This is a genomic window from Limnobacter sp., assembly GCF_043511195.1.
GTDB lineage: Bacteria > Pseudomonadota > Gammaproteobacteria > Burkholderiales > Burkholderiaceae_B > Limnobacter.
Window position 1 is genome coordinate 522,453 of sequence record NZ_CP121330.1, and the last position, 22,733, is coordinate 545,185.

The 22,733-nt window shown below is 51.9% G+C and carries 14 protein-coding genes; 6 read left to right on the forward strand and 8 right to left on the reverse strand.

The window, feature by feature from the left end; all coding sequences use genetic code 11:
* Nucleotides 1-3 precede the first annotated feature (3 nt).
* The 7 genes from P0D43_RS02560 to P0D43_RS02590 all read right to left on the reverse strand — a co-directional run bounded on the left by P0D43_RS02560 (nucleotide 4) and on the right by P0D43_RS02590 (nucleotide 10,688).
* The gene (locus P0D43_RS02560; RefSeq protein WP_394673147.1) at nucleotides 4-1,083 is read right to left on the reverse strand and encodes a FliM/FliN family flagellar motor switch protein; all 1,080 of its coding nucleotides are present in this window, start codon (nucleotides 1,081-1,083) and stop codon (nucleotides 4-6) included.
* A complete protein-coding gene (locus P0D43_RS02565; RefSeq protein WP_159569207.1) occupies nucleotides 1,074-1,490 on the reverse strand; it encodes a hypothetical protein in 417 nt (138 codons plus the stop codon). Before P0D43_RS02565 ends, P0D43_RS02560 begins: the two co-directional genes overlap by 10 nt.
* Nucleotides 1,487-2,872, reverse strand: coding sequence for a FliI/YscN family ATPase (locus P0D43_RS02570; RefSeq protein ID WP_341237346.1), 1,386 nt, complete (start codon nucleotides 2,870-2,872; stop codon nucleotides 1,487-1,489). Before P0D43_RS02570 ends, P0D43_RS02565 begins: the two co-directional genes overlap by 4 nt.
* Complete coding sequence (locus tag P0D43_RS02575; RefSeq protein WP_394673148.1) at nucleotides 2,872-3,810, reverse strand: hypothetical protein; 939 nt, start codon at nucleotides 3,808-3,810, stop codon at nucleotides 2,872-2,874. Before P0D43_RS02575 ends, P0D43_RS02570 begins: the two co-directional genes overlap by 1 nt.
* A complete protein-coding gene (locus P0D43_RS02580; RefSeq protein WP_394673149.1) occupies nucleotides 3,807-5,924 on the reverse strand; it encodes an FHIPEP family type III secretion protein in 2,118 nt (705 codons plus the stop codon). The genes P0D43_RS02575 and P0D43_RS02580 overlap by 4 nt, the downstream gene beginning before the upstream one ends.
* Before the next feature lie 157 nt (nucleotides 5,925-6,081).
* On the reverse strand, nucleotides 6,082-9,876 hold the full coding sequence (metH, locus tag P0D43_RS02585) for a methionine synthase (RefSeq protein WP_394673150.1): 3,795 nt from the start codon (nucleotides 9,874-9,876) through the stop codon (nucleotides 6,082-6,084).
* A 305-nt stretch (nucleotides 9,877-10,181) separates the two neighbouring features.
* Complete coding sequence (locus P0D43_RS02590) at nucleotides 10,182-10,688, reverse strand: YgjV family protein (protein WP_159569212.1); 507 nt, start codon at nucleotides 10,686-10,688, stop codon at nucleotides 10,182-10,184.
* A 215-nt stretch (nucleotides 10,689-10,903) separates the two neighbouring features.
* Here P0D43_RS02590 and P0D43_RS02595 point away from each other — a divergent pair, with 215 nt between their 5' ends.
* From P0D43_RS02595 to P0D43_RS02615, 5 genes are all read left to right on the forward strand, one after another.
* Nucleotides 10,904-13,975, forward strand: a complete 3,072-nt coding sequence (locus tag P0D43_RS02595) for an ATP-binding protein (protein WP_394673151.1) — start codon at nucleotides 10,904-10,906, stop codon at nucleotides 13,973-13,975.
* Between the two features lie 80 nt (nucleotides 13,976-14,055).
* Complete coding sequence (locus P0D43_RS02600) at nucleotides 14,056-14,808, forward strand: TerC family protein (RefSeq protein ID WP_159569214.1); 753 nt, start codon at nucleotides 14,056-14,058, stop codon at nucleotides 14,806-14,808.
* 81 nt (nucleotides 14,809-14,889) lie between these two features.
* Nucleotides 14,890-15,462 (forward strand): histidine phosphatase family protein, encoded by a 573-nt coding sequence (locus tag P0D43_RS02605; protein ID WP_394673152.1) that lies wholly within the window; start codon nucleotides 14,890-14,892, stop codon nucleotides 15,460-15,462.
* 116 nt (nucleotides 15,463-15,578) lie between these two features.
* A complete protein-coding gene (locus P0D43_RS02610; protein WP_394673153.1) occupies nucleotides 15,579-16,007 on the forward strand; it encodes a universal stress protein in 429 nt (142 codons plus the stop codon).
* A 145-nt stretch (nucleotides 16,008-16,152) separates the two neighbouring features.
* Nucleotides 16,153-16,719, forward strand: coding sequence for a fasciclin domain-containing protein (locus P0D43_RS02615; protein WP_341237338.1), 567 nt, complete (start codon nucleotides 16,153-16,155; stop codon nucleotides 16,717-16,719).
* Between the two features lie 71 nt (nucleotides 16,720-16,790).
* On the opposite strand, the gene P0D43_RS02620 is transcribed toward P0D43_RS02615, so the two are convergent.
* On the reverse strand, nucleotides 16,791-17,666 hold the full coding sequence (locus P0D43_RS02620) for a DMT family transporter (protein WP_394673154.1): 876 nt from the start codon (nucleotides 17,664-17,666) through the stop codon (nucleotides 16,791-16,793).
* 74 nt (nucleotides 17,667-17,740) lie between these two features.
* Here P0D43_RS02620 and P0D43_RS02625 point away from each other — a divergent pair, with 74 nt between their 5' ends.
* Nucleotides 17,741-22,714, forward strand: a complete 4,974-nt coding sequence (locus tag P0D43_RS02625) for a PAS domain S-box protein (protein WP_394673155.1) — start codon at nucleotides 17,741-17,743, stop codon at nucleotides 22,712-22,714.
* The last annotated feature ends 19 nt before the right edge of the window (nucleotides 22,715-22,733 follow it).

Here is a 22,733-nt window from a genome sequence, read left to right on the forward strand (position 1 = left end):
CTCTTAGTCGAGTCTTTTTGTGACTTGAACCATCAATTGGTCCTGAAAGTGCACCAGCTCGCCCTCAAGTATTGGCGAACCCATTACACACAAGGTCACCATTGGCAAGGCATGCTCTCTTAATTCAATCAAGGTGCCTTCTTGGACGCTGCACAACTCATTAAAAAGAATCTTGGTTTTACCCGCATGAATCTCTAGTTCGATTTGCTCGTGTGGTGGAAGATTCTCTTCATCAAGACCTGATGTGTCAGAAAGATCGTCGCTACCAAAGTGGAGTCGTGTGTCGTCTTCGTTCATTTCGATGAATACCTCATAGTTTCTTTTTGAAAATTTATCGCCTTTAAATCGCAGTGAACCGCGTATTGATCGAGACGATGCATTGACCCTAAAATTTTGCAGTGCAACCAAATCACCCTGTTCAAGTTCTGCGAGTTCGGTACTCAACCACTTTCTTTTTGTTGGATACAAATAAACACTCAACTCGAAAAATACTTTCTTTCCCATGGACTCGTAGTCATTCCAGTAGCGCAGGCAATAGTTCCGTGCCTTTGCTTCAAGCAGCTTCAATGTTTGCTTGTCTGACAAAAGAATGAGTTTGTTTTGGCGCTTGTAATCCACGGCCAGGTAGTCGCTGGGGTTTGAGGTGGGCATTTGATGTGCCGGCAAAAAGTCCTCGACATGAAGCCCGAGAATTGACTCGAGTTCGTTCAGGACGGCACTGACGATATCAATTAGCGGAACGATGCCCTCACCACCCCAATCCACGGTTTGGGGTGTAATCAAACTGCCAGTTTGCTCAAAAATATAAGCTGAATCCAGACCAATCTGAATCTCGTTTCCCTCAGGGAAATTGGCACTGACCCAAATCAGGTCGCTGATCGTACTTTTGTGGGGTAATCCAGTTGTGCGCCGAATCACCAGATCAGAATGCCTGTCGGTATCAAAGTAATAAATGCGCTGAGACATTGATCTTGATCGGGCAAAAATTGTGAAACTGGTCGCGTCGTAACGCACTGTTCGAAGTCGATCCAGTGCCCAAACCTGCGCCACTTCTTGCTCATTGATGTGTTCAGCTATTTCCATAATTTCTGTAGAAGTACTTCTTCTATTCCCAATAATTTTTTCTCGGCCTGATTCACTTTCAAGCAACTTTCCTGGTACGCAAGCTGTGCTGACTCGTACTGTTGATGAGATTGATCGATGGACTGCTGGATGTTTTTTATTTTTTTGATGCCCTGTTGCTGAAGCTTTGTGAAGCTGAGCAGCTGATCCACTTTGACAAAGTTGCCATTGGTCAAACGTTGCAGGGTTTCTACTTCTATTTGAATGAGCCTTTGCTCCATTTGCTCAAAATGCGCCTGGGTACTTTCAATGGTTCGCGCGGCCTGATCTTGCTCAAGCGCTTTGAGTTTCTGTTTACGGCGCGATGAATCCACCCGTAGCTTCCGGATCGCCATGATTTGCTGGAGGTCTTTGGTGAAGGTGTTCACGCTTTCGCCTCTTGAACCAGTCGCTCAAACCCGACAATCAGCGTACCGAGACGCGACAATGCCACAGTAGGTGACTCGGGTTCAGACCGGGACTGTTTGCACCATTCATCGAGGCTGGCCTTGATGTTCACTACTTCATCAACCAATGGATCGGTACCTGGCTGGTATTCATTAAGCCGAATCAACAGCTCAACTTCCTGATAAAGCGAATAGGCGCGCCTGACCAGTGACGCCAGTTCCTGGGTTTTGGCGCTGCTGACTGAACCCATGACACGAGACAGACTTTTTAAGGGATCAATTGCGGGGAAATGACTTCGTTCGACCAGTTTGGTGCTGAGTACAATGTGCCCATCGAGAAGGCTTTTGGCCTCGCTGGCAATTGGATCATCTTCAATCCGCTCGCCTTCCATGAGTACTGTGAAAACGGCCGTAATATCCCCTTGTTCCGTTCGACCTGAACGTTCGATCAATTCAGGCAAAATTGAATACACAGAAGGCGTGAATCCCGCCTGTGTGGCAGGCTCCCCGGCCATCAACCCCAGTTCACGCTGCGCGCGGGCAAGACGCGTTAACGAATCCACAACCAACAAAACAGACTTTCCCTGGTCCCTTAGATATTCGGCAATGGATGTGGCGGTAAACGCAGCACGAACACGCTCGATTGCCGATCGGTCAGAAGTAGCGCACACAAAAAAACTTTTTTTGCGAATTTCATCCGTGATTTCTTTTTCGATGAACTCCCTCAACTCACGACCGCGTTCGCCCACAAGACCAAACACCACAGCATCCACATTCGCACCGCGAACAATTTGGGCCATCAAGGTGCTTTTGCCACAACCAGGGGGTGCAAAAATACCCACCCTTTGGCCAATACCAAGGGTAAGCAGTCCATCAATGACCCGCACTTTCGTGACGAGCGGCTCGCTAACGGGTGGTCTTTTACTGGCTGGAGGTGCCACCTGAATGACGGGTCGTGCATCGGAATCGACCGACAAGACGCCGGATCGACGGTCATACGGGTGATCCAGATTGCGGCCCATTCCATCGAGGAGCGATGAAAGCAAGTGATCTGACGCCTTAATGCTGTGCGCTCGGCCCAAGGGCAACACTCGGGAACCCAAAGCGACTCCGGCGACAGATTCAAGACACGAGATGGTGACAATATTTTCAGAGAACGCGATAACCTCGCCAAGGATTTTATGCCCGCCAGACGTTTCAATTTCACACAACTCACCTTGCACCACATCGGGCAAAATCGCCTTGACTGTAGAAACAATAATTTCACTGACATAACCAACACGTTTCACGGGGTTGATCTGCCCAATCCTGGCTTGAAGCTGATTGACGATTGCAGGTGCCAACAGAGCCGTGGCGCTGCGCATCAGAGGACAACCTCATAAACGGTTTCGCCCTGAAAAACTACTTTTCGGGAATCGACGCTGAGCAAATTAACACCTTGATACCGCCCGCCGACGTACAGCCTTGCCCCGTCTCGCAGGATAACGACAGGGCGACTACCAAGAACAACCTGCTCAATGGCGATTTCATCGATACGGCGTTGCTCTTCAGTCAACGCCAGGCGGGCACGGATATCCACTTTCTCACCGTAATCGATGACCAGGCGATTCAAGAGTTTTTCAAACCCGATGGACTGCGCCCTCGACAACTCCGCGTCGATATCCACACGGTCATCATCCACCTTTACCGAGAGCTGGTTCGTGGAGGCTCTGATTGCAAAATCATTGATCTCGTTTGCCACGTTCTCTGCCATGCGACTCTCAAGGGTAGAAAGCGGTTTCAATTTGTAGGTGTTGTTCAAGTTTGGTTTCTTGATAACGCTGGCCTCTGACTTGACAACACCCGCCGTGCCGAAGAACAAAACGACTGTGGTCAACAACAAGCCGATAATGAATAGTAAGGCGACGATTGCCCTGGCTCCTATGCCCCGTAAGAGTTGCACCAATTGATGGAGAGTTCTGGCGAACCCGTCATTCAATGACGACATCAGCCCACTGGTGCCGTTGACGATCTGCAACTCGATTTGTATGTGCTTGAAATCAAGCGTGAGCAGTTGCGAGGGGAAAAGCGTGTTGTCTACCTTTTTTTGATCAGGTGCGGTTAACCTGGCCTCTGAATGCAGGGTCTCGATGTTGAACCGACGCCCGCTTTTTCTGAGTGTGATCAAGGTATCCGGAATTTCAGGATCGCACAGGAATACATCTGACTGAGAGTTTGCGCCCAGGCTGACCAGCGAGTTGTCCAGTCGCCAGACCGCACCGGCATGCAATCCTGACTTGGCCTTAACCTGAATGTGGATCATGATGTGACTCCGTCAGCAAATGGATTATTTCTCGCTTGAAGATTTAGATTGATGTTGCCTAACACTTGAATTTCCATGTTTGAAGAAATTTCTTGATGAGAAAGAACCGGAATGATGAACAATGAGTCTTGAATAATTTGGCGGAAAAACACCCGACAATCCATTGAACACACAATGGCGGGCACATAGTTTCCAACCAGATGCGGCCTGCACTGCTCCTCGACAATTTCGATTAGTTCATTGAGGGAGCTGGAATCAATGTCAACAAATGATCCATTGCCGTCACTTCGACTCGACTCTCGTATCAACTGCTCAAATTCCACGCCCAACATGAAGACTTTAAGTTTTCGCTCGTGGGTATGTTGATGGCATATTTGCTCGAACAAGCCACGGCGTACCTGCTCGGCGATAACCATGGGGTCTCGCTCGCGTTGCCCCCATTCAATTAATGAATTCAAAATTGAACGCATGTTTTTGATTGAAACTGATTCGCCAAGCAAGCGTTGCAACACCTCCACCACTTTGGTAACGGGTAACACGCGCTCAAGTTCCTTGAGTTGTTCTGTGTACTTGTCACCCAGAGTGGTCATATGTCTTTGATATTCATTCAAGGTGAATAGCTGGTCGACCTTCTGGACCAACAACGCTTCAATTTGCGATACCAATCTTGTTTCGAATGTCAGGTATTCCAGCTTGTGCTGATCGAGAAGTGTTTTCTGAAGGGGGTCGCACAGCATGTCGTATTTACCGGTAACAACATCTTTCTCAATCACGAATTCAATACCGGGCACGGCCTGCACCAGTGACTGATCGCTGCGAATGCTGAGCCGCTTTTCGGAGATATGAATGGACATGGCCGGTACGCCGTACACATAGAACTCGACAAAACTCTCGGTGTGATTGGTGAACTCGAACAACGGAAACAGAATGCCCAAATGTTCTACTCGCCGGTTTCTCGCAATTCTGCAAATATTCTGAATTTGATTGGCTGCAGTGGGCTCGATGTCTAGAGGCAGCCGCACTTCAAGCGGTGCGAACGTGTTGGTGTGCAAGATGTCGTCCATCTTGACGCTTTTACCGCTGGCAGACAGCATGTCGCTGAACTGCGTGGACACATCGACGTCTGCGGCTTTGTCAGTTTTTCTCGAAATGAAGTACCAACCGCACAGCAGCGTTGCCGAAGTGGCGAGGAACACATAACTGGGCATGCCAGGAACGAATGCGAACAGAAAACAGAAAATGCCGCTGATTTGAAGTGCGTTTGAATTTCGGCTGAGGTCTTTCAACATGTCTTGCGCAGTGTTGGATCCGTCAGCCTCGCCTTTGGTAACACGCGTCACAATCAAACCGGCCGCGATGGAAACCATCAACGATGGAATGATGGCGACCAGTCCGTCGCCTACTGACAAAATGGTGTACACCGACCCCGCTTCAGAAAAGGTCATTCCCTTCTGAATCATGCCCACCGTTAAGCCACCCAGCAGGTTAACCACCGTGATAACGAGCCCGGCAATTGCATCATTTTTTACAAACTTGATCGCACCGTCCATTGCACCAAATAACTGCGACTCTTTTTCAAGGTCGGAACGGCGTTGTTTCGCAACTGTTTGAGTAATTAACCCGGCACGCAGATCGCTGTCGATGGACATTTGCTTTCCGGGCATGCCGTCGAGTGAGAAACGCGCAGCCACTTCAGCAACACGCTCGGAACCTTTGGGAAGCACCAGAAAATTAACAACAGAAATAATGAGGAAAATCGTTAAACCAACGGCCACATTGCCGCCCACGACGAACTCGCCGAAGGTTTGGACAATATGTCCGGCATCACCCTCTAGTAGAATTTGTCGTGTAGTGGAAATGGTGAGAGACAACCGAAACAAGGTTGTCATCAAAAGAAGCGCAGGAAATGAAGAAAATGCCAGCGGGGTTTCAATGAGTACGGCACTGATTACAAGCACGACCGACACAGAAATATTGATGGCCAGGAGTACATCGAGAATGCCCGGGCCCATGGGTATCACCATCATGACGATCATGAGGATGATGAGAGATGCACCAACCACCTCGGACCGTGCAGAAGCCAGCCTTGCAAACCTGTTTAACACTTCGATCATCGCGAGTCCTCAGCCAACAAACCTTGAATTCGGTTTTCTAGTGCTTACTAGGTGGCGTTCAAACTCAACAAAGTTCGTCTTTTCTGGACAAAAATTGCGATGAATCGATTTCGACTACACAGCGCCGGGTGGGGCGACGCTGTGGATGCTCGACATGTCAGGTCAGGTTGGTGCTCAATGCCCTTTTCAAATCTTCTTCACTTCGACCCGAGTACTCCAGCAGGGCTCTGAATTGATCTTGCCCAACCGTACCCACATTGAAGTAATCACTTTCGGGATTGGCGAAGTAGAAGCCTGAAACACTTGCAGCCGGGTTCATGGCCAGACTTTCCGTCAAGGTCATGCCGATTTCTTCACACTGCATTACTTCAAACATATTGCGCTTGATGGTGTGTTCCGGGCAGGCGGGGTAACCCGGTGCGGGGCGAATGCCTTGGTACTTCTCGGCAATCAGCTCTTCGTTGCTGAGTGTTTCATCGGCGACATACCCCCAAAGGTCTTTGCGCACACGGTGGTGCAGGCATTCGGCAAAGGCTTCGGCCAAGCGGTCGGCAATGGCCTTGAACATGATGGAGGAGTAGTCATCATGCTCGGCCTGGAATTGCGCTTCCTTTTTTTCCACACCCAAACCGGCTGTTACCGCGAACATGCCGATGTAGTCTTCGCCTGCGCCTTTCGGTGCAATGAAGTCGGCCAGTGATTTGTTGGGTATGCCTTCGCGCTTTTCGCCTTGCTGGCGCAAAGGGCTGTAGGTAAACAGCACTTGGCTGCGGCTTTCATCGGCATACACTTCAATGTGATCATCATCCACGGTGTTGGCGGGGTAGAAGGCGATTGCCGCATTGGCTTGCAACCAGCGGCCTTCGATGCATTTTTTCAGCATGGCCTGGCCGTCTTCAAACACTTTGCGGGCGGCTTCACCCACCAGGTCGTCTTGCAATACGCGGGGGTAACCGCCGTGCAAATCCCAGGTTTGGAAGAAAGGGGTCCAGTCGATGTACTGCGCAATGTCGGCCAGGTCGTAGTTCTTGAAGTAACGCTTGCCAATGAACTTGGGCTTGGGTGGTGTGTAGGCAGCCCAGTCAATTTTTTGTTTGTTGGCGCGTGCAGCTTCAATGCTGATCAGCGGTTGTGCCTTTTTGTTGGCGTGCTGTTCACGAACGCGTTCGTATTCAGTTTTTAAATCAGACTTGAATGTGTCGGCCGACTCATCGGACAACAAATTGGAGGCCACGCCCACAGAACGGCTCGCATCCGACACATACACTGTGGGGCCTTCATAATGCGGGGCAATTTTCACGGCGGTGTGCACGCGGCTGGTGGTGGCGCCACCGATCAACAAGGGAATACCACGGTCGCGGAAGTAGGGGTCGCGTTGCATTTCACTTGCCACGTAAGCCATTTCTTCAAGCGACGGCGTAATAAGACCCGACAAGCCAATGATGTCGGCATTGATTTCTTTGGCCTTGGCGAGAATTTGCTCAGCGGGCACCATCACGCCCATGTTTTCAACTTCAAAGTTGTTGCACTGAAGCACCACGGTGACAATGTTTTTGCCAATGTCGTGCACATCGCCTTTCACGGTGGCAATCAGGATTTTGCCTTTGGCTTTGGCATCGCCACCGGCAGCCACCAATTGCTTTTTCTCTTCTTCAATGTAGGGAATCAGGTGGGCCACCGCCTGCTTCATGACGCGGGCACTTTTTACCACTTGCGGCAGGAACATTTTGCCGGCACCGAACAGATCGCCGACCACGTTCATGCCGTCCATCAGGGGGCCTTCAATCACATTGATTGGACGCCCGCCATTGGCTGCAATTTCAGCCCGGCATTCTTCAGTGTCTTCAACAATGAAGTTGGTGATGCCGTGCACCAAGGCGTGGGCCAGGCGTTTCTGCACTGGCTGGTTGCGCCACTCCAGGTTTTCTTCCAGCTTTTTGCCACCGGCTTTCAAGGTGCCTGCGAATTCGATCATTCGCTCGGTGGCGGTTTTACCGAAATCGGGGTCGTTCTCGGCCAGCTTGGGTTGACGATTCAGCACAATGTCTTCCACGCGGGCTTTGAGTTCGGGCTCCAGGTCGTCGTACACGCCCATCATGCCGGCATTCACAATGCCCATGGTCATGCCATTCTTGATGGCGTGGTACAGGAACACGGTGTGAATGGCTTCGCGTGCGGGTTCGTTGCCACGGAAACTGAAGGACACGTTGGACACACCACCGGAAATTTTGGCGTGCGGCAGATTTTTCTTGATCCAGCCGGTGGCCTCGATGAAGTCGTTGCCGTAGTTGTCGTGTTCCTCGATGCCGGTGGCAATCGCGAAAATATTCGGGTCGAAAATAATGTCTTCAGCAGGGAAGCCGACTTCGTTCACGAGGATGTTGTAGGCACGTTCACAAATTTCAGTTTTGCGGGCGTAGGTGTCGGCCTGACCTTTTTCGTCAAAGGCCATGACGATAACGGCTGCGCCGTAGCGCTTGCACAATTTGGCCTGGCGTTTGAATTCGTCGACGCCTTCCTTCATGGAAATGGAGTTGACCACCGCCTTGCCTTGCACGCACTTCAGGCCAGCCTCAATCACTTCCCATTTGGAAGAATCGATCATCACCGGCACGCGTGAAATATCAGGTTCAGACGCCATCAGGTTCAGGAACTTCACCATGGCGGCTTTGGAGTCGAGCATGGCTTCGTCCATGTTCACGTCGACAATTTGTGCGCCGTTTTCAACTTGCTGACGGGCCACGCTGAGCGCTTCGTCGTACTGCTCGTTCAAAATCATGCGGGCAAACGCTTTGGAACCCGTTACGTTGGTGCGCTCGCCCACGTTGATGAACAGGCTGGAATCGTCAATGTTCAGTGGCTCAAGGCCGGACAAGCGGCACTTGGGTTCCACGGTGGGAATGGCACGCGGCTTCTGGTTCTCCAAAGCTTTGGCAATGGCGGCAATGTGATCGGGCGTGGTACCGCAGCAACCACCGGCCACGTTCAGGAAGCCAGCTTGCGCAAATTCTTTCACCAGGCTCGAGGTAATTTCCGGTGTTTCGTCAAAGCCGGTGTCGCTCATGGGGTTGGGCAAACCGGCGTTGGGGTACACGCAAATGGGAACGTCGCAAATTTTGCTGAGTTCGGCCACGTAGGGGCGCATGAGGGATGCACCCTGTGCACAGTTCAAACCAATGGTGATGGGCTTGGCGTGGCGAACCGAGTTCCAGAAGGCTTCCACGGTTTGACCTGACAACACGCGGCCAGAGGCATCGGTCACCGTGCCGGAAATCATGATGGGCAACTTGTTGCCGGAATCTTCGAAATACTGGTCGATCGCGAACAGCGCAGCTTTGGCGTTCAGCGTGTCGAATATGGTTTCGACCAACAACAAGTCAACACCGCCCTCGACCAGGCCCTTGGTTTGCTGGTAGTAGGTTTCAACAAGTTGGTCGAATGTGATGTTGCGCGCGCCGGGGTCGTTGACATCGGGGCTGATCGACGCGGTTTTGGGTGTGGGGCCCAGGGCACCCGCTGCAAAACGGGGTTTATCCGGTGTGGAATATTTCACACAGGCTGCTTTGCACAGGCGGGCGGCTTCGCGGTTCATTTCGTCCACGAGGTGTTCCATCTCGTAGTCGGCCTGCGCCACAGTGGTGGCTCCAAAGGTATTGGTTTCCAGAATGTCGGCACCGGCAGCCAGGTATTGCTCATGAATTTCGGTCATGATGGCGGGCTGGGTCAGCACCAACAACTCGTTGTTGCCCTTGATGTCGCGGTGAAAATCAGCGAAACGCTCGCCCCGGTACTGGGCTTCCGTGAGCTTGTACTGCTGGATCATGGTGCCGGTTGCACCGTCCAGAATCAGGATGCGTTTTTGGAGTAATTCACGGAGTTGGGCTTCGACTGCGGCGCCGTTGACAACAAGGCTGTTGTGCTCGGCAGGCGAAGAAGCGGGGCGCGTGTTCATCGCGGGGCCTCTATATGATGCAAGGGTTTGAAAACAGGCTGCATTTTAGCAGGGAAATGCTAAGAAGCGTTGCACTCTGGACATACGGTGAAGCCAGTGTGCTGCGCAATCTTGCCTAAGCAATGCTTCTGATTCCGGCTTGATGCTTCTGGCTTGGGGCATGCGAAACGCTTTGGCGTCTTCGCATCGGTTCCTGTCGGAACCGCCCCGCGCTGCGAATCCGCCGGGAAGCCTTGCAAAGCCGGCAAAACAGCACAGCACACTTGCTTCCCCCCGCATCCTTGAATTTCCCGCTTTTCCCCATTTCACGGCACCACGGTGGCCCCGCGCAAACGGTACAGACCATACAGGTTCGCCACCGTAATCACGATCATGGTCAGGCACAACTCCCAGGAATCAAACAGATAGCCATGCACTGCCCACAACGCATTGGTGGCCAATGTGGCTTTGCGCATGCCCACATTGCCCATCATGAACAAGGCCCAAGTGCCCAACAAGGTAGCAAAAAGAGGCAACGAGCTGGCCAGCCAGCCTTGCCAGGTGAATGCGGCAATGCCCACCGCCACACTGGAAAAGCCAACAACCAATGCCATGCGCAAGCGACGACTCATGACATTTGAATAGATGGTGACAGCCTGCCGCACCCCGGTCAGCAACATGATCAGAAAACCAGTGTGAACACCCAACAGATAATATTGAAATCCCCAGGCCATTGAAGAAATTGCGAACAACAGCTTGGTGCCACGTTCAGAGATCACGCAAAAACCCGCAATGCTCAGACCAAAGGCCAAAATACCAACTGCTCTGGTCAACAGATCCCAAGAGTCCAATTCGAAAGATTCCGCTCAGTGTTCAAGTTAGAGCGACATACTACCTTTGAATTGTTAACAGGCTCGTACAAAGCAGAAATCAAATTGAGTTGATTCAATCCCTTGATCTACAACATAAATTGATCCTGTTTAACGATTGAGCCTTGTCGTGTGGTGAGTTACAGTGACCCATCCACAATTTACATACATTCAGCTTCATGCTTAATTCCAATATTCGGGCAAGCTTCACCAGCCGCCTGATCGCAGGTAGCTTGATCGCCCTGTTCCTGCTGTCAATTCCTGTGGCCTTTACGGCCCACTGGATTTTGCGCAACAACACCATCAATCAGGCTGGCGTGAATGCCACGGCGCAAACCGAGCAAGTCGCTCAGTCTGTTGACCGCCACCTAAAGGCACACTTGCGCGACCTGGTCTACACCAGCCGGATCGAGCAGTCTTTCGGAAACTACTCGCCGGAGGAACAAACCAGGCTGCTGCAAATTATGCGTGACCACACGCCGGGATACTTGTGGATTGGTGTGGCTGCGCCAGATGGCACGGTATTGGCAGCGCTTGACAACCTGCTGGTTGGCAAAAGCGTGGCCGCACGCCCGTGGTTCAAGCGCGGTTTGACCGAACCCGCGATCATGGATGTGCATGAGGCTGCATTGTTGGCGGCCCTGTTGCCTGCCCGGGCCGAAGAGAAATACCAGTTTATTGATTTCACAACGCCACTGAGAAACCGGCAAGACGAAATTATTGGCGTGATCGGGATTCATCTGGACTGGAAATATTTCATTTCCGAAATTGAACAGGACGTATTCAACACCATTAACCCGTCTGCGCCCACTGTCATTCTGGCCAAAGACGGGACCTTAAGAATGGGTAACCGGCTGGATTTGGCTGACTTTCAAGACAGCACGGCCTGGACTGCCATGGCAGGTTTTCAAAAGGCAGTGGCCGGAGAAAGCAACTGGTCGATTGAAAAGCTGAGTGACGGGGAAAACTACCTGGTGGCCTTTGCGCCCAACAACAGCGCGGAAACCAGCGATTTGGGCTGGATTTCAGCCACAGTCACGTCTTTGGACACGGTTTCCTCGCCCATCTCGAAAGCGCTGATCGGTGCAATTCTGGCCCTGATTATCGGGACAGTCGCCACGCTCTTGCTGGTGTTGGCTTTGGGCCGCAGCTTGTCTGCCAAAGCAAGCGCCTATCTGGATCTTGTGCGCAAAAATGATCCGAAGGCACTCGAGGCTTCCATGAATGAGTTGCCCACCGAGTTGCAACCCATTTCCAGAGACATTCTGGACCTGACCCGTGGGCTGACTGCAAAAAGCCTGTCGCTTGAAAATGCGCTGAAATCAGCCAAAGAAAGTTATTGGGTTGTCGAGGCCCTGATTGTACAAGCGCCCGTTCCAATTGCGATGTTCGACACGGAGATGAACTATGTAGCGGCATCGGCGCGCTGGGTACAAACTTTTGCAACCGGGCACAATGGAAGCCTGGTGGGTAAAAATCACTACGATGTGGTACCCAACCTGCATGAACGCTGGCGCCAGGCGCACAAGGCTGGCCTGGCGGGTGAAAGCCTGTCGGCCACATCAGACCCCTGGACCAGCCCCGATGGCCAGACCATTTGGCTGGATTGGGCCATTGAGCCCTGGCTTCGACCCGACGGGCACCGCGGCGGCATCATTTTGATGTGCAAAGACGTAACCGAGGAACGCCTGATGCGCGACAGCCTCGCAGAAAGTGAAGAACGCTTCAAGCTGGCCATGGAGGGCTCTCACGATGGCCTGTGGGATTGGCAAGTGGGCACCGACAAAGTGTATTTTTCACCCAGCTGGAAGCGCTTGCTGGGTTACGAAGACCATGAACTAAGCAACGACTTTGGCACTTGGGAGCGCCTGACCGCACCGGACGACCTGGAAGTTGCCAAAAAAGCCCTGGCAGACGCCTTGGATGATCCGAAAAAAAACTCTTACGAGGCCGAGTTTTGCATGGCGCACAAAAATGGCCACTGGGTTCATATACTGGCCAGGGCCTTGATTGTGCGGGATCAAGATGGCAGACCGGCCCGAGTTGTGGGTACCCACCTGGACCGCACTGTGCAGCTTGAACTGGAGGGCCGGTTGCGTGAAACAGCCATTGCGGCCAAGGCTGAAAAAGACGCCAACGCGGAGAAGAGCCGCTTTTTGGCCACGATGAGTCATGAGATTCGCACCCCTTTGAATGGCATCATGGGTTTTGCTCGTCTGCTTGAAATGGACCTGCCACCGGGTGACCTGAAAGAGCAAGCGGGTTATCTCGTTCAGTCATCAGAAACCTTGTCTGCCATCTTGAATGACATTCTGGACTTCTCGAAACTGGAGTCAGGCATGGTGAAACTGATTGAGTCACCATTCTTGATGGACCAGTTACTCAAGGGCAGCACTGAGCTTCCTCGCCTGACTTGCGAATCCAAAGGTGTCAAATTCGAGCTTGAGAACAAGCTCGAGGATCATCAAATTTATTCAGGCGACATGGGTCGCTTGCGGCAAATACTTCAAAATTTGCTATCTAACGCCATCAAGTTTACTTCTCACGGCAAAGTTAGCCTAAAAGTAATCAATACGCCACTTAACGCCACGGAAGACTTGCTGACTTTCGCAGTCAGCGACACCGGACTCGGCATTCCAAAAGAAAAGCAATCGCAGTTGTTTAAACCGTTTTCACAGGTACACACCGACCGCGAGAACCGGTTTGGCGGCACAGGACTGGGCTTGTCGATTGTGAAAAGCCTGGTCAATGCCATGGGCGGAGAAATACAACTTGAGTCGGAGCCGGGCCTTGGCACTCAGGTCATGTTTTCAGTAACCCTGAAACGGGAATACCAGCTCAACGAACAAAGTCAGGAGCGCATCCTGCCGAGCCGACCTTTGCGGGTTTTGGTCGCAGACGACACGCCACTGAATATCAAACTGATTCAGACCTTTTTGCAAAAGGATGCTCACTCTGTGGATGTGGCCCGAGACGGCAAAGAAGCCTTGAATAAGGCCATGACCGAACCCTATGACTTTATTTTGCTCGACATTGACATGCCCAAACTGTCGGGTTATGAAGTGATTGAGAAAATACGGGAAAACGCTGGCCCCAATCAACACTGTGAGGCGGCCGCATTAACCGGGTATGCATTTGACAGCGACATTGAACGGGCAGTTGCTGCTGGATTTAACTATCACTTTGCAAAACCCATTCAGTTCAATTTGTTGTTAAATCGCTTGGCAATAAGCAGTCAGAATACGAAATGATCACCCACCATGCGAAATGTGGTGCAAAATAGCGGGCTGTTGAAATTGACTAAAAAACGGGGTGTTTTATGGAATTATTAATGGATCCAAACGTTTGGGTCGCATTTGCGATTTTGACGGCCTTGGAAATTGTGCTGGGTATCGACAACATTGTGTTCATCACAGTGTTGGTGTCGAAGCTACCCGCAGACATTCGTGACCGCGTGCGCCAATTTGGTTTGATGTTTGCGATGGCCACCCGCGTGGGCCTGCTGTTTTCGCTTTCCTGGATCATCGGTTTGACCGAACCGCTGTTTACCGTATTGGAGAAGGCCATTACTGGCCGAGACCTGGTGCTTTTCTTCGGTGGTCTGTTTCTGTTGTGGAAAGCCTCCAAAGAAATTTATCTGGAAGTGGAAGCCCCGCACCAGGTTCAAGAAGAACTCGAGGCCGGCGCCGCAATTCAGAAAACCGGTGCCAAACTGTTTTGGTACTCCATCATTCAGATCGGTATTCTGGACATCGTGTTCAGCCTGGATTCGGTCATTACTGCGGTGGGTATGGCAGATGACATCGAGGTAATGATCGCTGCGGTGATGGTGGCCGTGGGCGTCATGATGGTGTTTGCCAAGTCAATTGGCGAGTTCGTGGAAGCCCATACATCGGTTAAGGTGCTTGCCCTGGCCTTCCTGATGATGGTGGGCATGTTGCTGATCGCAGAAAGCTTTGGTCAACATGTACCGAAGGCTTACCTGTACAGCGCAATGGGCTTCTCTTTGCTGGTCGAATTGCTGAACCTGCGCTCACGCGCCAAGCGTGAAAAGCTGAAAGCAATGGCGCAAGCCGAAGTGTAAAAGCGCTGTAGTTTCCGAGACAAAAAGCCAGTGTAAACTGGCTTTTTGTTTTTCTGGTACCTGGTAGTTCAGGCAATGCCCATGCTTTCTCGTGTATTCAAAGTCCTTTTCATGTGGCTTCCTCTGGCTTTGCTTCCAGCCAAAACCGTTGCCAACAGTGAAAACGTCTGGGCGGTGTGGAAACAAGAAGGGGTGCACGCCATCATGCGACATGCCACGGCACCCGGCTTTGGTGACCCGGAACATTTCACGCTTGGCCGTTGCGACACACAACGTAATCTGAATGAAACAGGGCGACAGGAAGCCCGCGCACTGGGAGAAACCATTCGAAAACAAGGCATTGCGCTGAGTGCGGTTTATTCAAGCCAGTGGTGCCGCTGTTTGGACACCGCCAAAGAACTAAGACTTGGCAAAGTGCAGGAATTGCCCGCCTTGAATTCATTTTTTCGAGACCGAAGCCACAGTGAAAACCAAACCGCTGCCTTGAAAAAGCACATCGCTGCGCTTGGACCAACAGAAAAAATTCTCTATGTGACGCACCAGGTAAACACCACCGCTTTGACTGGTGTGTACCCGGCATCAGGCCAGGTCATTCTTTTCAAGCTTGGTCAGAATGGGGAAATTCAAGTGGTGGGCACAATCAATTCTGATTAGCTGACATTGCGGTGCGCCTGTGGTTTTGCCTGAACCTTTAACAACTTGTACACTCGAATTTCACAAACAGGCATGCCCTGAAGCAAACAATATTCAACAAGAAGGGGATTTACACTATGTTCACCAGTATTTTATTGGCCACCGATGCGTCTGAATGCTCCATGGCCGCTGCAGCCAAGGCCATAGAATTGGCTGCCAGCAGCAAGGCACAGCTCACCGTGGTGTACGTGTCTGCCCCTTATTTTTACCTGGACAAGGCTGAGAAAGCTGAATTCAACAAACGTTCGGAAGAAACAGCCAACAAGGCATTCGAGCAAATCAAGGCCATGGTGCCCAAACGCAAAATGTCTGCTGATTCCGTTCACACGGTGATCAAACAAGGCAAGCGCCCGTCGACGGCCATTCTGGACGTGGCCAAGGCAGCACACGCGGATTTGATCATCATGGGCTCGCACGGCCATTCCGGCTTGAACCGTTTGATGTTGGGCAGTGTTGCCAATGAAGTAGTGACCCAAGCCAAATGTGCCGTGTTGATCACCAAATAATACGATAAGGCATCCTTAACAAAACTTAACCCGCATGCTTTGAACTTACTGCCTTCAGTGACCTCGAACTGTTAACGATTCTGGCCTGCGAGCCATGACGTTTGGAAAATCTTGTAGCTTGAAATTCCAACTGGAGGTAGTAAACATGTTGAAATCAAAACTCACGACAGCAAGCCTGATCGGTTCCATTGCACTGTCAGCCGCCGCTTTTAGCCTGCCTGCCCACGCCGAAATCATGGTGGGCGGTGCACCCATGCTGCCAAGCAAAGACATTGTGGACAACGCCGTCAACTCAAAAGATCACACCACCTTGGTCACGGCAGTTAAAGCAGCCGGCTTGGTTGATACGTTGAAAAGCAAAGGTCCTTTCACTGTATTTGCCCCAACCAATGCTGCCTTTGCGGAATTGCCAAGCGGCACAGTGGATACGCTCTTGAAGCCAGAAAACAAGGCTGCGCTGCAGGGTGTGCTCACCTACCATGTGGTCCCCGGAAATATTACAGCGGCTGATTTGAGCAACAAGATTGTTCAGGCGGGTGGCATGGCCACGCTGAAAACAGCCTCGGGTGCCTCACTGGGCGCAAAGCTGCAGGGCGACAAAGTGATCTTGGTTGACGAAAAAGGCGGTACTGCTGAAGTAACCATTGCCAACGTCACCCAATCCAATGGCGTGATTCATGTGGTGAATAGCGTGTTGCTGCCCAACTCCTGATCTGTCGTCATCTTCGACCTAAAATTGCTGTTTTGGCGAGCCCTCGTGGTTCGCCTTTTTTTGCGCCCTTTCTAACGGGACCTGGTCACCAAAACAATGCCCAAAACCACTGGGACGATCCCGATGAAATCGATCCAGTTCAGGGGCTCGTCAAGTAGCCAGGCGCCCGCCAGCAAACCCAGGGGCGGTGTGAGGAAAAACCACACGCTGGCCGCGCTGGCACTGCCACGCTCGAGCAAGTTGAACCACAGTTGATACCCGGTAATGGACACCACCAGCACCAACCAGGCAAATGCGCCTGCAAACGATGGCGTCCAGGCAATTGCGGACCAGTCTTCCATGAAGACAGCAACGGGCAACAGCATGAGACCACTGAGAATGATCTGGAAACCGGTTCCGGTCACGATGTCGGTGCGCACTGGCCATTTTTTATACAGCACCGTGCCAAATGCCAAGGTCAGCAGTGCGGCCAGCACGAGCAAAAATCCCTCCAGGGTATCGGTGCTTGATCCAATCCGGTTTCGAACAATAAAGGCCACCCCCAGAAAGCCCAGAGCCAAACCCAGCACTTTTTGGCGCGTGAGGGGTTCACGCAACAAAAACGACGAAAGCACGGCCACAACAATAGGGTTTGCACTAATCAGGATCGTGGACAAACCCGAAGACAGGCTGCCCATACCTGTCCAGCTCAGACCCAGATAAAGTGCATGGTTCAACAAACCAAGGGCACTTAACACGCCCAACTCTTGAAAGGTCAACCTGCGAAGCGTACCGCGCCAGTGCGCCCATGCCAGCATCAAGGTGCCGGCCACCAAAAACCGCAAGGTTAGAAACAACAAGGGGGGACTGTCGATGAGACCGATTTTTGCAGCAGGAAACGCACTGGTCCAGATCAGGACAAAGGGAAACGCCAATGAAGCGTTTCTCAAAAGAGGGTATTGATTCATTCAATGAAATCCAGTAATTGTGAGACATTGTAATCAGCGAATCCGCTTAACCAAGCCGACGACCGGAGTTTTGAATGCTCGAGCAGTTCCGAATAATCGTCGTGGATGATGAAAAACCCCAACTTGAAGCACTGTGTTCACTGTTGCAGGACGCAGGCTTTAAGGTCATGGGGTTTGCTGAACCCGATTCAGCCCTTGATCTGCTGAAAACCCAAAGTTTTGATGTGCTGCTCACCGATCTGCGGCTGCCTGGCATGGACGGTATTGAACTGGTTCAGCGTGCACGCCAGCTGGATTCGGACTTGTGCGCGGTGTTGATGACCGGGCATGGCAGCATTAAAACGGCAGTGGATGCCATGAAGCTGGGGGTGCTGGACTACATCCTGAAACCATTCAAGGTCAGCGAGTTGATGCCTGTGGTGAACCGGGCCATTGAAGTGCGCAAACTGAAACGGCAAAACACCCGCCTGATTCAAGACCTTTCCACAAGCAATTCCCGCTTGCTGGAGATGAATCATGAACTGGATCATTTCGCGGGGCGTGTTGCGCACGACCTGAACTCGCTTTGCCACATTATCCAGGGATTCGCAGGCAGCCTGACGCGCCGTGCCCACAGCAAGCTGGATGAACAAGAGCAGAGATACCTGCTGCGCATCAATGAGACCAGCGCACGGGGCGGTCAACTGGTTTCTGACCTGCTGGCTTTTGCGCGACTGGGCTCGGGCGAACTGAAATTCAACCAGGTGGTGTTGAACGAGGTTGTGGAAAAAGCCAGGGCACAGGTGGAATCAGCCGAGGGTCTCAGGCAGGCGGACTGGAGCATTGCCAAATTGCCGGACATTGAAGGCGATGAGTCTTTGCTGGAACAAGTGTTCGTCAATTTATTGTCAAACGCCTTGAAATTCAGCCAGACTCGGGAACTGGCCACCATTGTAGTCGAGGCCAATATTCTGAATGAGATCGTGGAGATCAAGGTCATAGACAACGGCGCAGGCTTTGACCCCGACAGGGCCGATGGCTTGTTCAAGCCCTTTCACCGCCTGCACAATGCCCATGATTTCGAAGGTCACGGCATGGGTCTGGCCAATGTAAAACGCATCATTGAACGGCACGGCGGCCACATCACGGCTGAGTCCGCCCCTGACAAAGGGGCTGTGTTTACCTTGACCTTGCCAATACGCCAGGACCAGGAGCGCATAGCGCCCCCTGCACTGCCAGAACCGATGATGCCGATGCTGACCAAGCAACTGGACGAGCAAATTGATAGCCAGCGCATGGAATTGTTGGGGGCGTGCATAGAACGCCTGAATGACATCGTGATGATTACTGAGGCCACACCCATTGATGCGCCCGGCCCGCGCATTATTTATGTCAATTCCGCATTCGAGAAAGTGACTGGCTACAGCCGCGACGAAGTAATCGGCAAAAGCCCGCGACTATTGCAAGGTCCAGAGACCGACAAGGCTGAGTTGAGAAAGGTTAAACAAGCCTTGAGTCAGCGGGAGTCCGTGCATGTTGAATTGGTCAATTATGGCAAAAGCGGCAAACCGCACTGGCTTGAAATGGACATTGTGCCGGTGGTGGGATCGGAGGGCGAAGTGCCCTACTTTGCTTCGATTCAACGCGATGTCACCGAACGACGCCAATCCGAAGACAAATTTAAACGCAATGAGGCCCTGCAACGCATTGGTGGCAGACTCGCAAAACTGGGGGCCTGGGCGATTGAATTGGGCCCGGTACCATGGCTGTATTGGTCCGATGAGGTGTTCGACATTCTGGAACTTCCCAAAGGCCAACTACCCACCAGTTATAACGAGGCCTTGCGGCATTACCACGGCAAATGGAAAAAAATTCTGGAGGCGGCACTGCAACGCTGTTCAACTGAAGGACTGCCATTTGAGGTTGAAGCAGAAATGCGATCTGTGAACGGGCGACGCATTTGGGCACGTGTGGTGGGCGAGGCGGTGCGCAATGAGAAAGGCGAGATTGTGCGGGTTCAGGGTGCGTTTCAGGAAATCACCGACTCCAAGCTTGCTGTGTTGACCTTGATGCACATGAACCGCCTTCTGGAGGCACAACAACGCGTCAATGATATTACCAGCACCTTGGACAAACCGGAGAAGTTGCTGCAAGAGGTGTGCAGCGTGTTCTGTTCACTGGGCGGTCTTCCATTGGCCTGGGTTTGCGAATTTGGCAAAGACCTGAGTGACTTGAAAGTTACGGCAGCCGATGGTTCGCAGCAAGAATTTGTTTCAAAAATCATGAAGACCACCACCCTGCCGCGGGACCACGAACTGGTCGACCGATTGCGAGCCGGGAAAATGCACATTTGTCAAAATGTGGCGGAAGAGCCGCAAGCAAAAATGTGGCACAAACAAGCCATCGAAGAAGGTCTTGAATCGTTTGCGATTTTGCCCATTCATGCACAGGGCAAACTGCGCGCAAGCTTGGTTTTGTTCGGGGCGGGCATTCACTTTTTCACCAATGAAGTTCGCCAGTTGCTTAAAACTGTGGCCAAGAATTTGTCTTTCGCTTTTGAAAATTTGATTTTCGCTGCAGAGCGCACCAAAAGTGCGGAGCGGTTGAAGCTGCTTGAAACTTGCGTGGAACGGCTCAACGACATTGTGCTGATCACCGAGGCGGAACCGATCAGCGGTGAAGGTCCAAAAATTCTGTATGTGAATGATGCGTTCGTGCGCCGCACCGGATACACGCGCGAGGAAGCAATTGGAAAAACACCCCGGATATTGCAAGGCGAGCTGACCCAACGTGATGCATTGGACCGAATTCGCAAGGCACTGACAAACTGGCAGCCTGTGCGGGAGGAGTTGATCAATTACACCAAAACGGGCGAGCCGTTCTGGCTTGAGTTGGACATTGTTCCCGTGGCCGATGAAACAGGGTGGTACACCCACTGGGTTGCCATTGAGCGGGACATCACGGAAAGAAAGCAGGCTGAAGCTGCACTGAAGGAGGGATCTGAACGATTCCGTTTGCTCGCCAGTGCCTCCCGGGATTGCATCTGGGACTGGAACATTGTTTCAGACGAAATTTGGTGGAATGAGGGATTTGAGAAACTGTTCGGGTTTGATCGCAGCAAAATTGAGCCCAACAACGACTCATGGATCAACCGGATTCACCCAGAGGACCGGGAACGCGCTGTCAACAGTATTTCCGCAGCGATCAGTTCAAGCGTTGAAAACTGGCAAGAAGAATATCGCTTCGCGCATGCAGATGGCCATTGGCTGGATGTGCTGGACCGTGGTTATATTATTCGCGATGACCACGGAAAAGGCATTCGAATGATCGGCGGCATGACCGACATGAGCCACATTCGACAATCAGAACGCAGAAGCACCGCGCAATTGACGCGCATGAATTTGCTCAATGAAATTACCCGTGCCATTGGTAATCGACACGACCTGACCAGTATTTATCAGGTGGTCACCAACAGCATTGAAGTGGAACTGCCTGCTGATTTCTGTTTGACCGCATCTTATTCGGAGCAAGACAAAACCATTTCATTCCGGTCGTTTGGCAATGCCACAGAAGAGGCTGCCAACAAAATCGGATTTTTCCTGGACACAAGTATTCCTGCGCGAGGAGTGCACCTGGACCGTGCCTTGCTGGGCGAGTTTGTGTACCAACCCGATTTGGGCGGCAGCATGTGCCAAACCGGCGAGGGTATGCATGAACTGGCCGGGCTGGACAGCATGGTGATTACCCCCCTGATGAAAGACAAAAAAGTGCTGGGGATTATTACCACTGCCCGCAAAGGTTTGAACTCGTTTTCCGATGACGAACTGGACTTCCTGAGACAGCTTGCAGAACACGTGGCCCTGGCATTGGCACAAACCGAGTTGCTTCAGGAACTGAAAGAAGCCTACGAGAATTTGCAACGCACCCAACAGCTGGTGTTACAGCAAGAACGGCTGCGTGCGCTGGCAGAAATGGCTGGCGGTATTGCACACGACATCAACAATGCAATTTCACCAGTGGCTTTGTACACCGATGCCCTGCTGGGCTCCGAGACCAATTTGAGCGAACGCGGCGTGAAACAGCTAAGGACGATTCAATTGGCAATCGACGATGTTGCGAGAACAGTGGACCGGATGGGACAGTTTTCCAGGCGGCAAGAGGAAGGCACTGAACTGACCCGAGTCAATTTGAGGACTGTGTGCGAACAATCCATGGAATTGACCAGGGCGCGATGGCACGACATTCCGCTTCGCAACGGCATTTCAATCGCATTTACAGTTGAGCACGACGACAAGGTGCCAGAAATCGATGCGGCTGAATCCGAGTTGCGCGAGGCGCTGACCAATCTGATTTTCAATGCAGTAGATGCCATGCCCAATGGTGGATCTATTTTGTTGGCCACACGACTGGAGCGCAGGGACAACCACGATCAAGTTGTAATTGAAATTCGGGATTCCGGTGTGGGCATGGATGATGAAACCCGACGGCGATGCCTGGAGCCGTTCTACACCACCAAAGGTGAACGCGGCACTGGCCTGGGCCTGGCAATGGTCTATGGCATTGTGAAACGCATGCGTGGCTCAATTGAAATCGACAGTGCCGAGCAGCAGGGTACCGCTGTCCGGATATTGCTGCCGTCTGCATGTCGACAAAAGCGCACAGCGACCGAGGCGATGCCTGCGGAAACCCCTTCAAATAACTTTCATATTCTGTTGATCGACGACGACAGCAAGGTATTGAATGCGCTTCGGGATGGGTTAAGTGCCAGTGGGCATCGCGTTCAAGCAGCAAGTTCGGGATCGGCCGGTATTGAGCTTTTCTCAAAGGCAATGAATGACGGAATGCCGTTTGATGTGGTGATCACTGACTTGGGGATGCCCGGCATGGATGGGCGACAAGTGGCTGAGGCAATCAAGAACATCGACGACAAATGCCCGGTGAATCTTTTGACGGGTTGGGGCAATCAACTGGACACACTGACAGCGCCCATGGCAAATATTGATGCGGTGTTGGCCAAGCCACCAAAAATTTCTGATATTCAGGCCTTGCTGCACAATCAACTTAATTGAGTTCTTGAGGCACTGAATT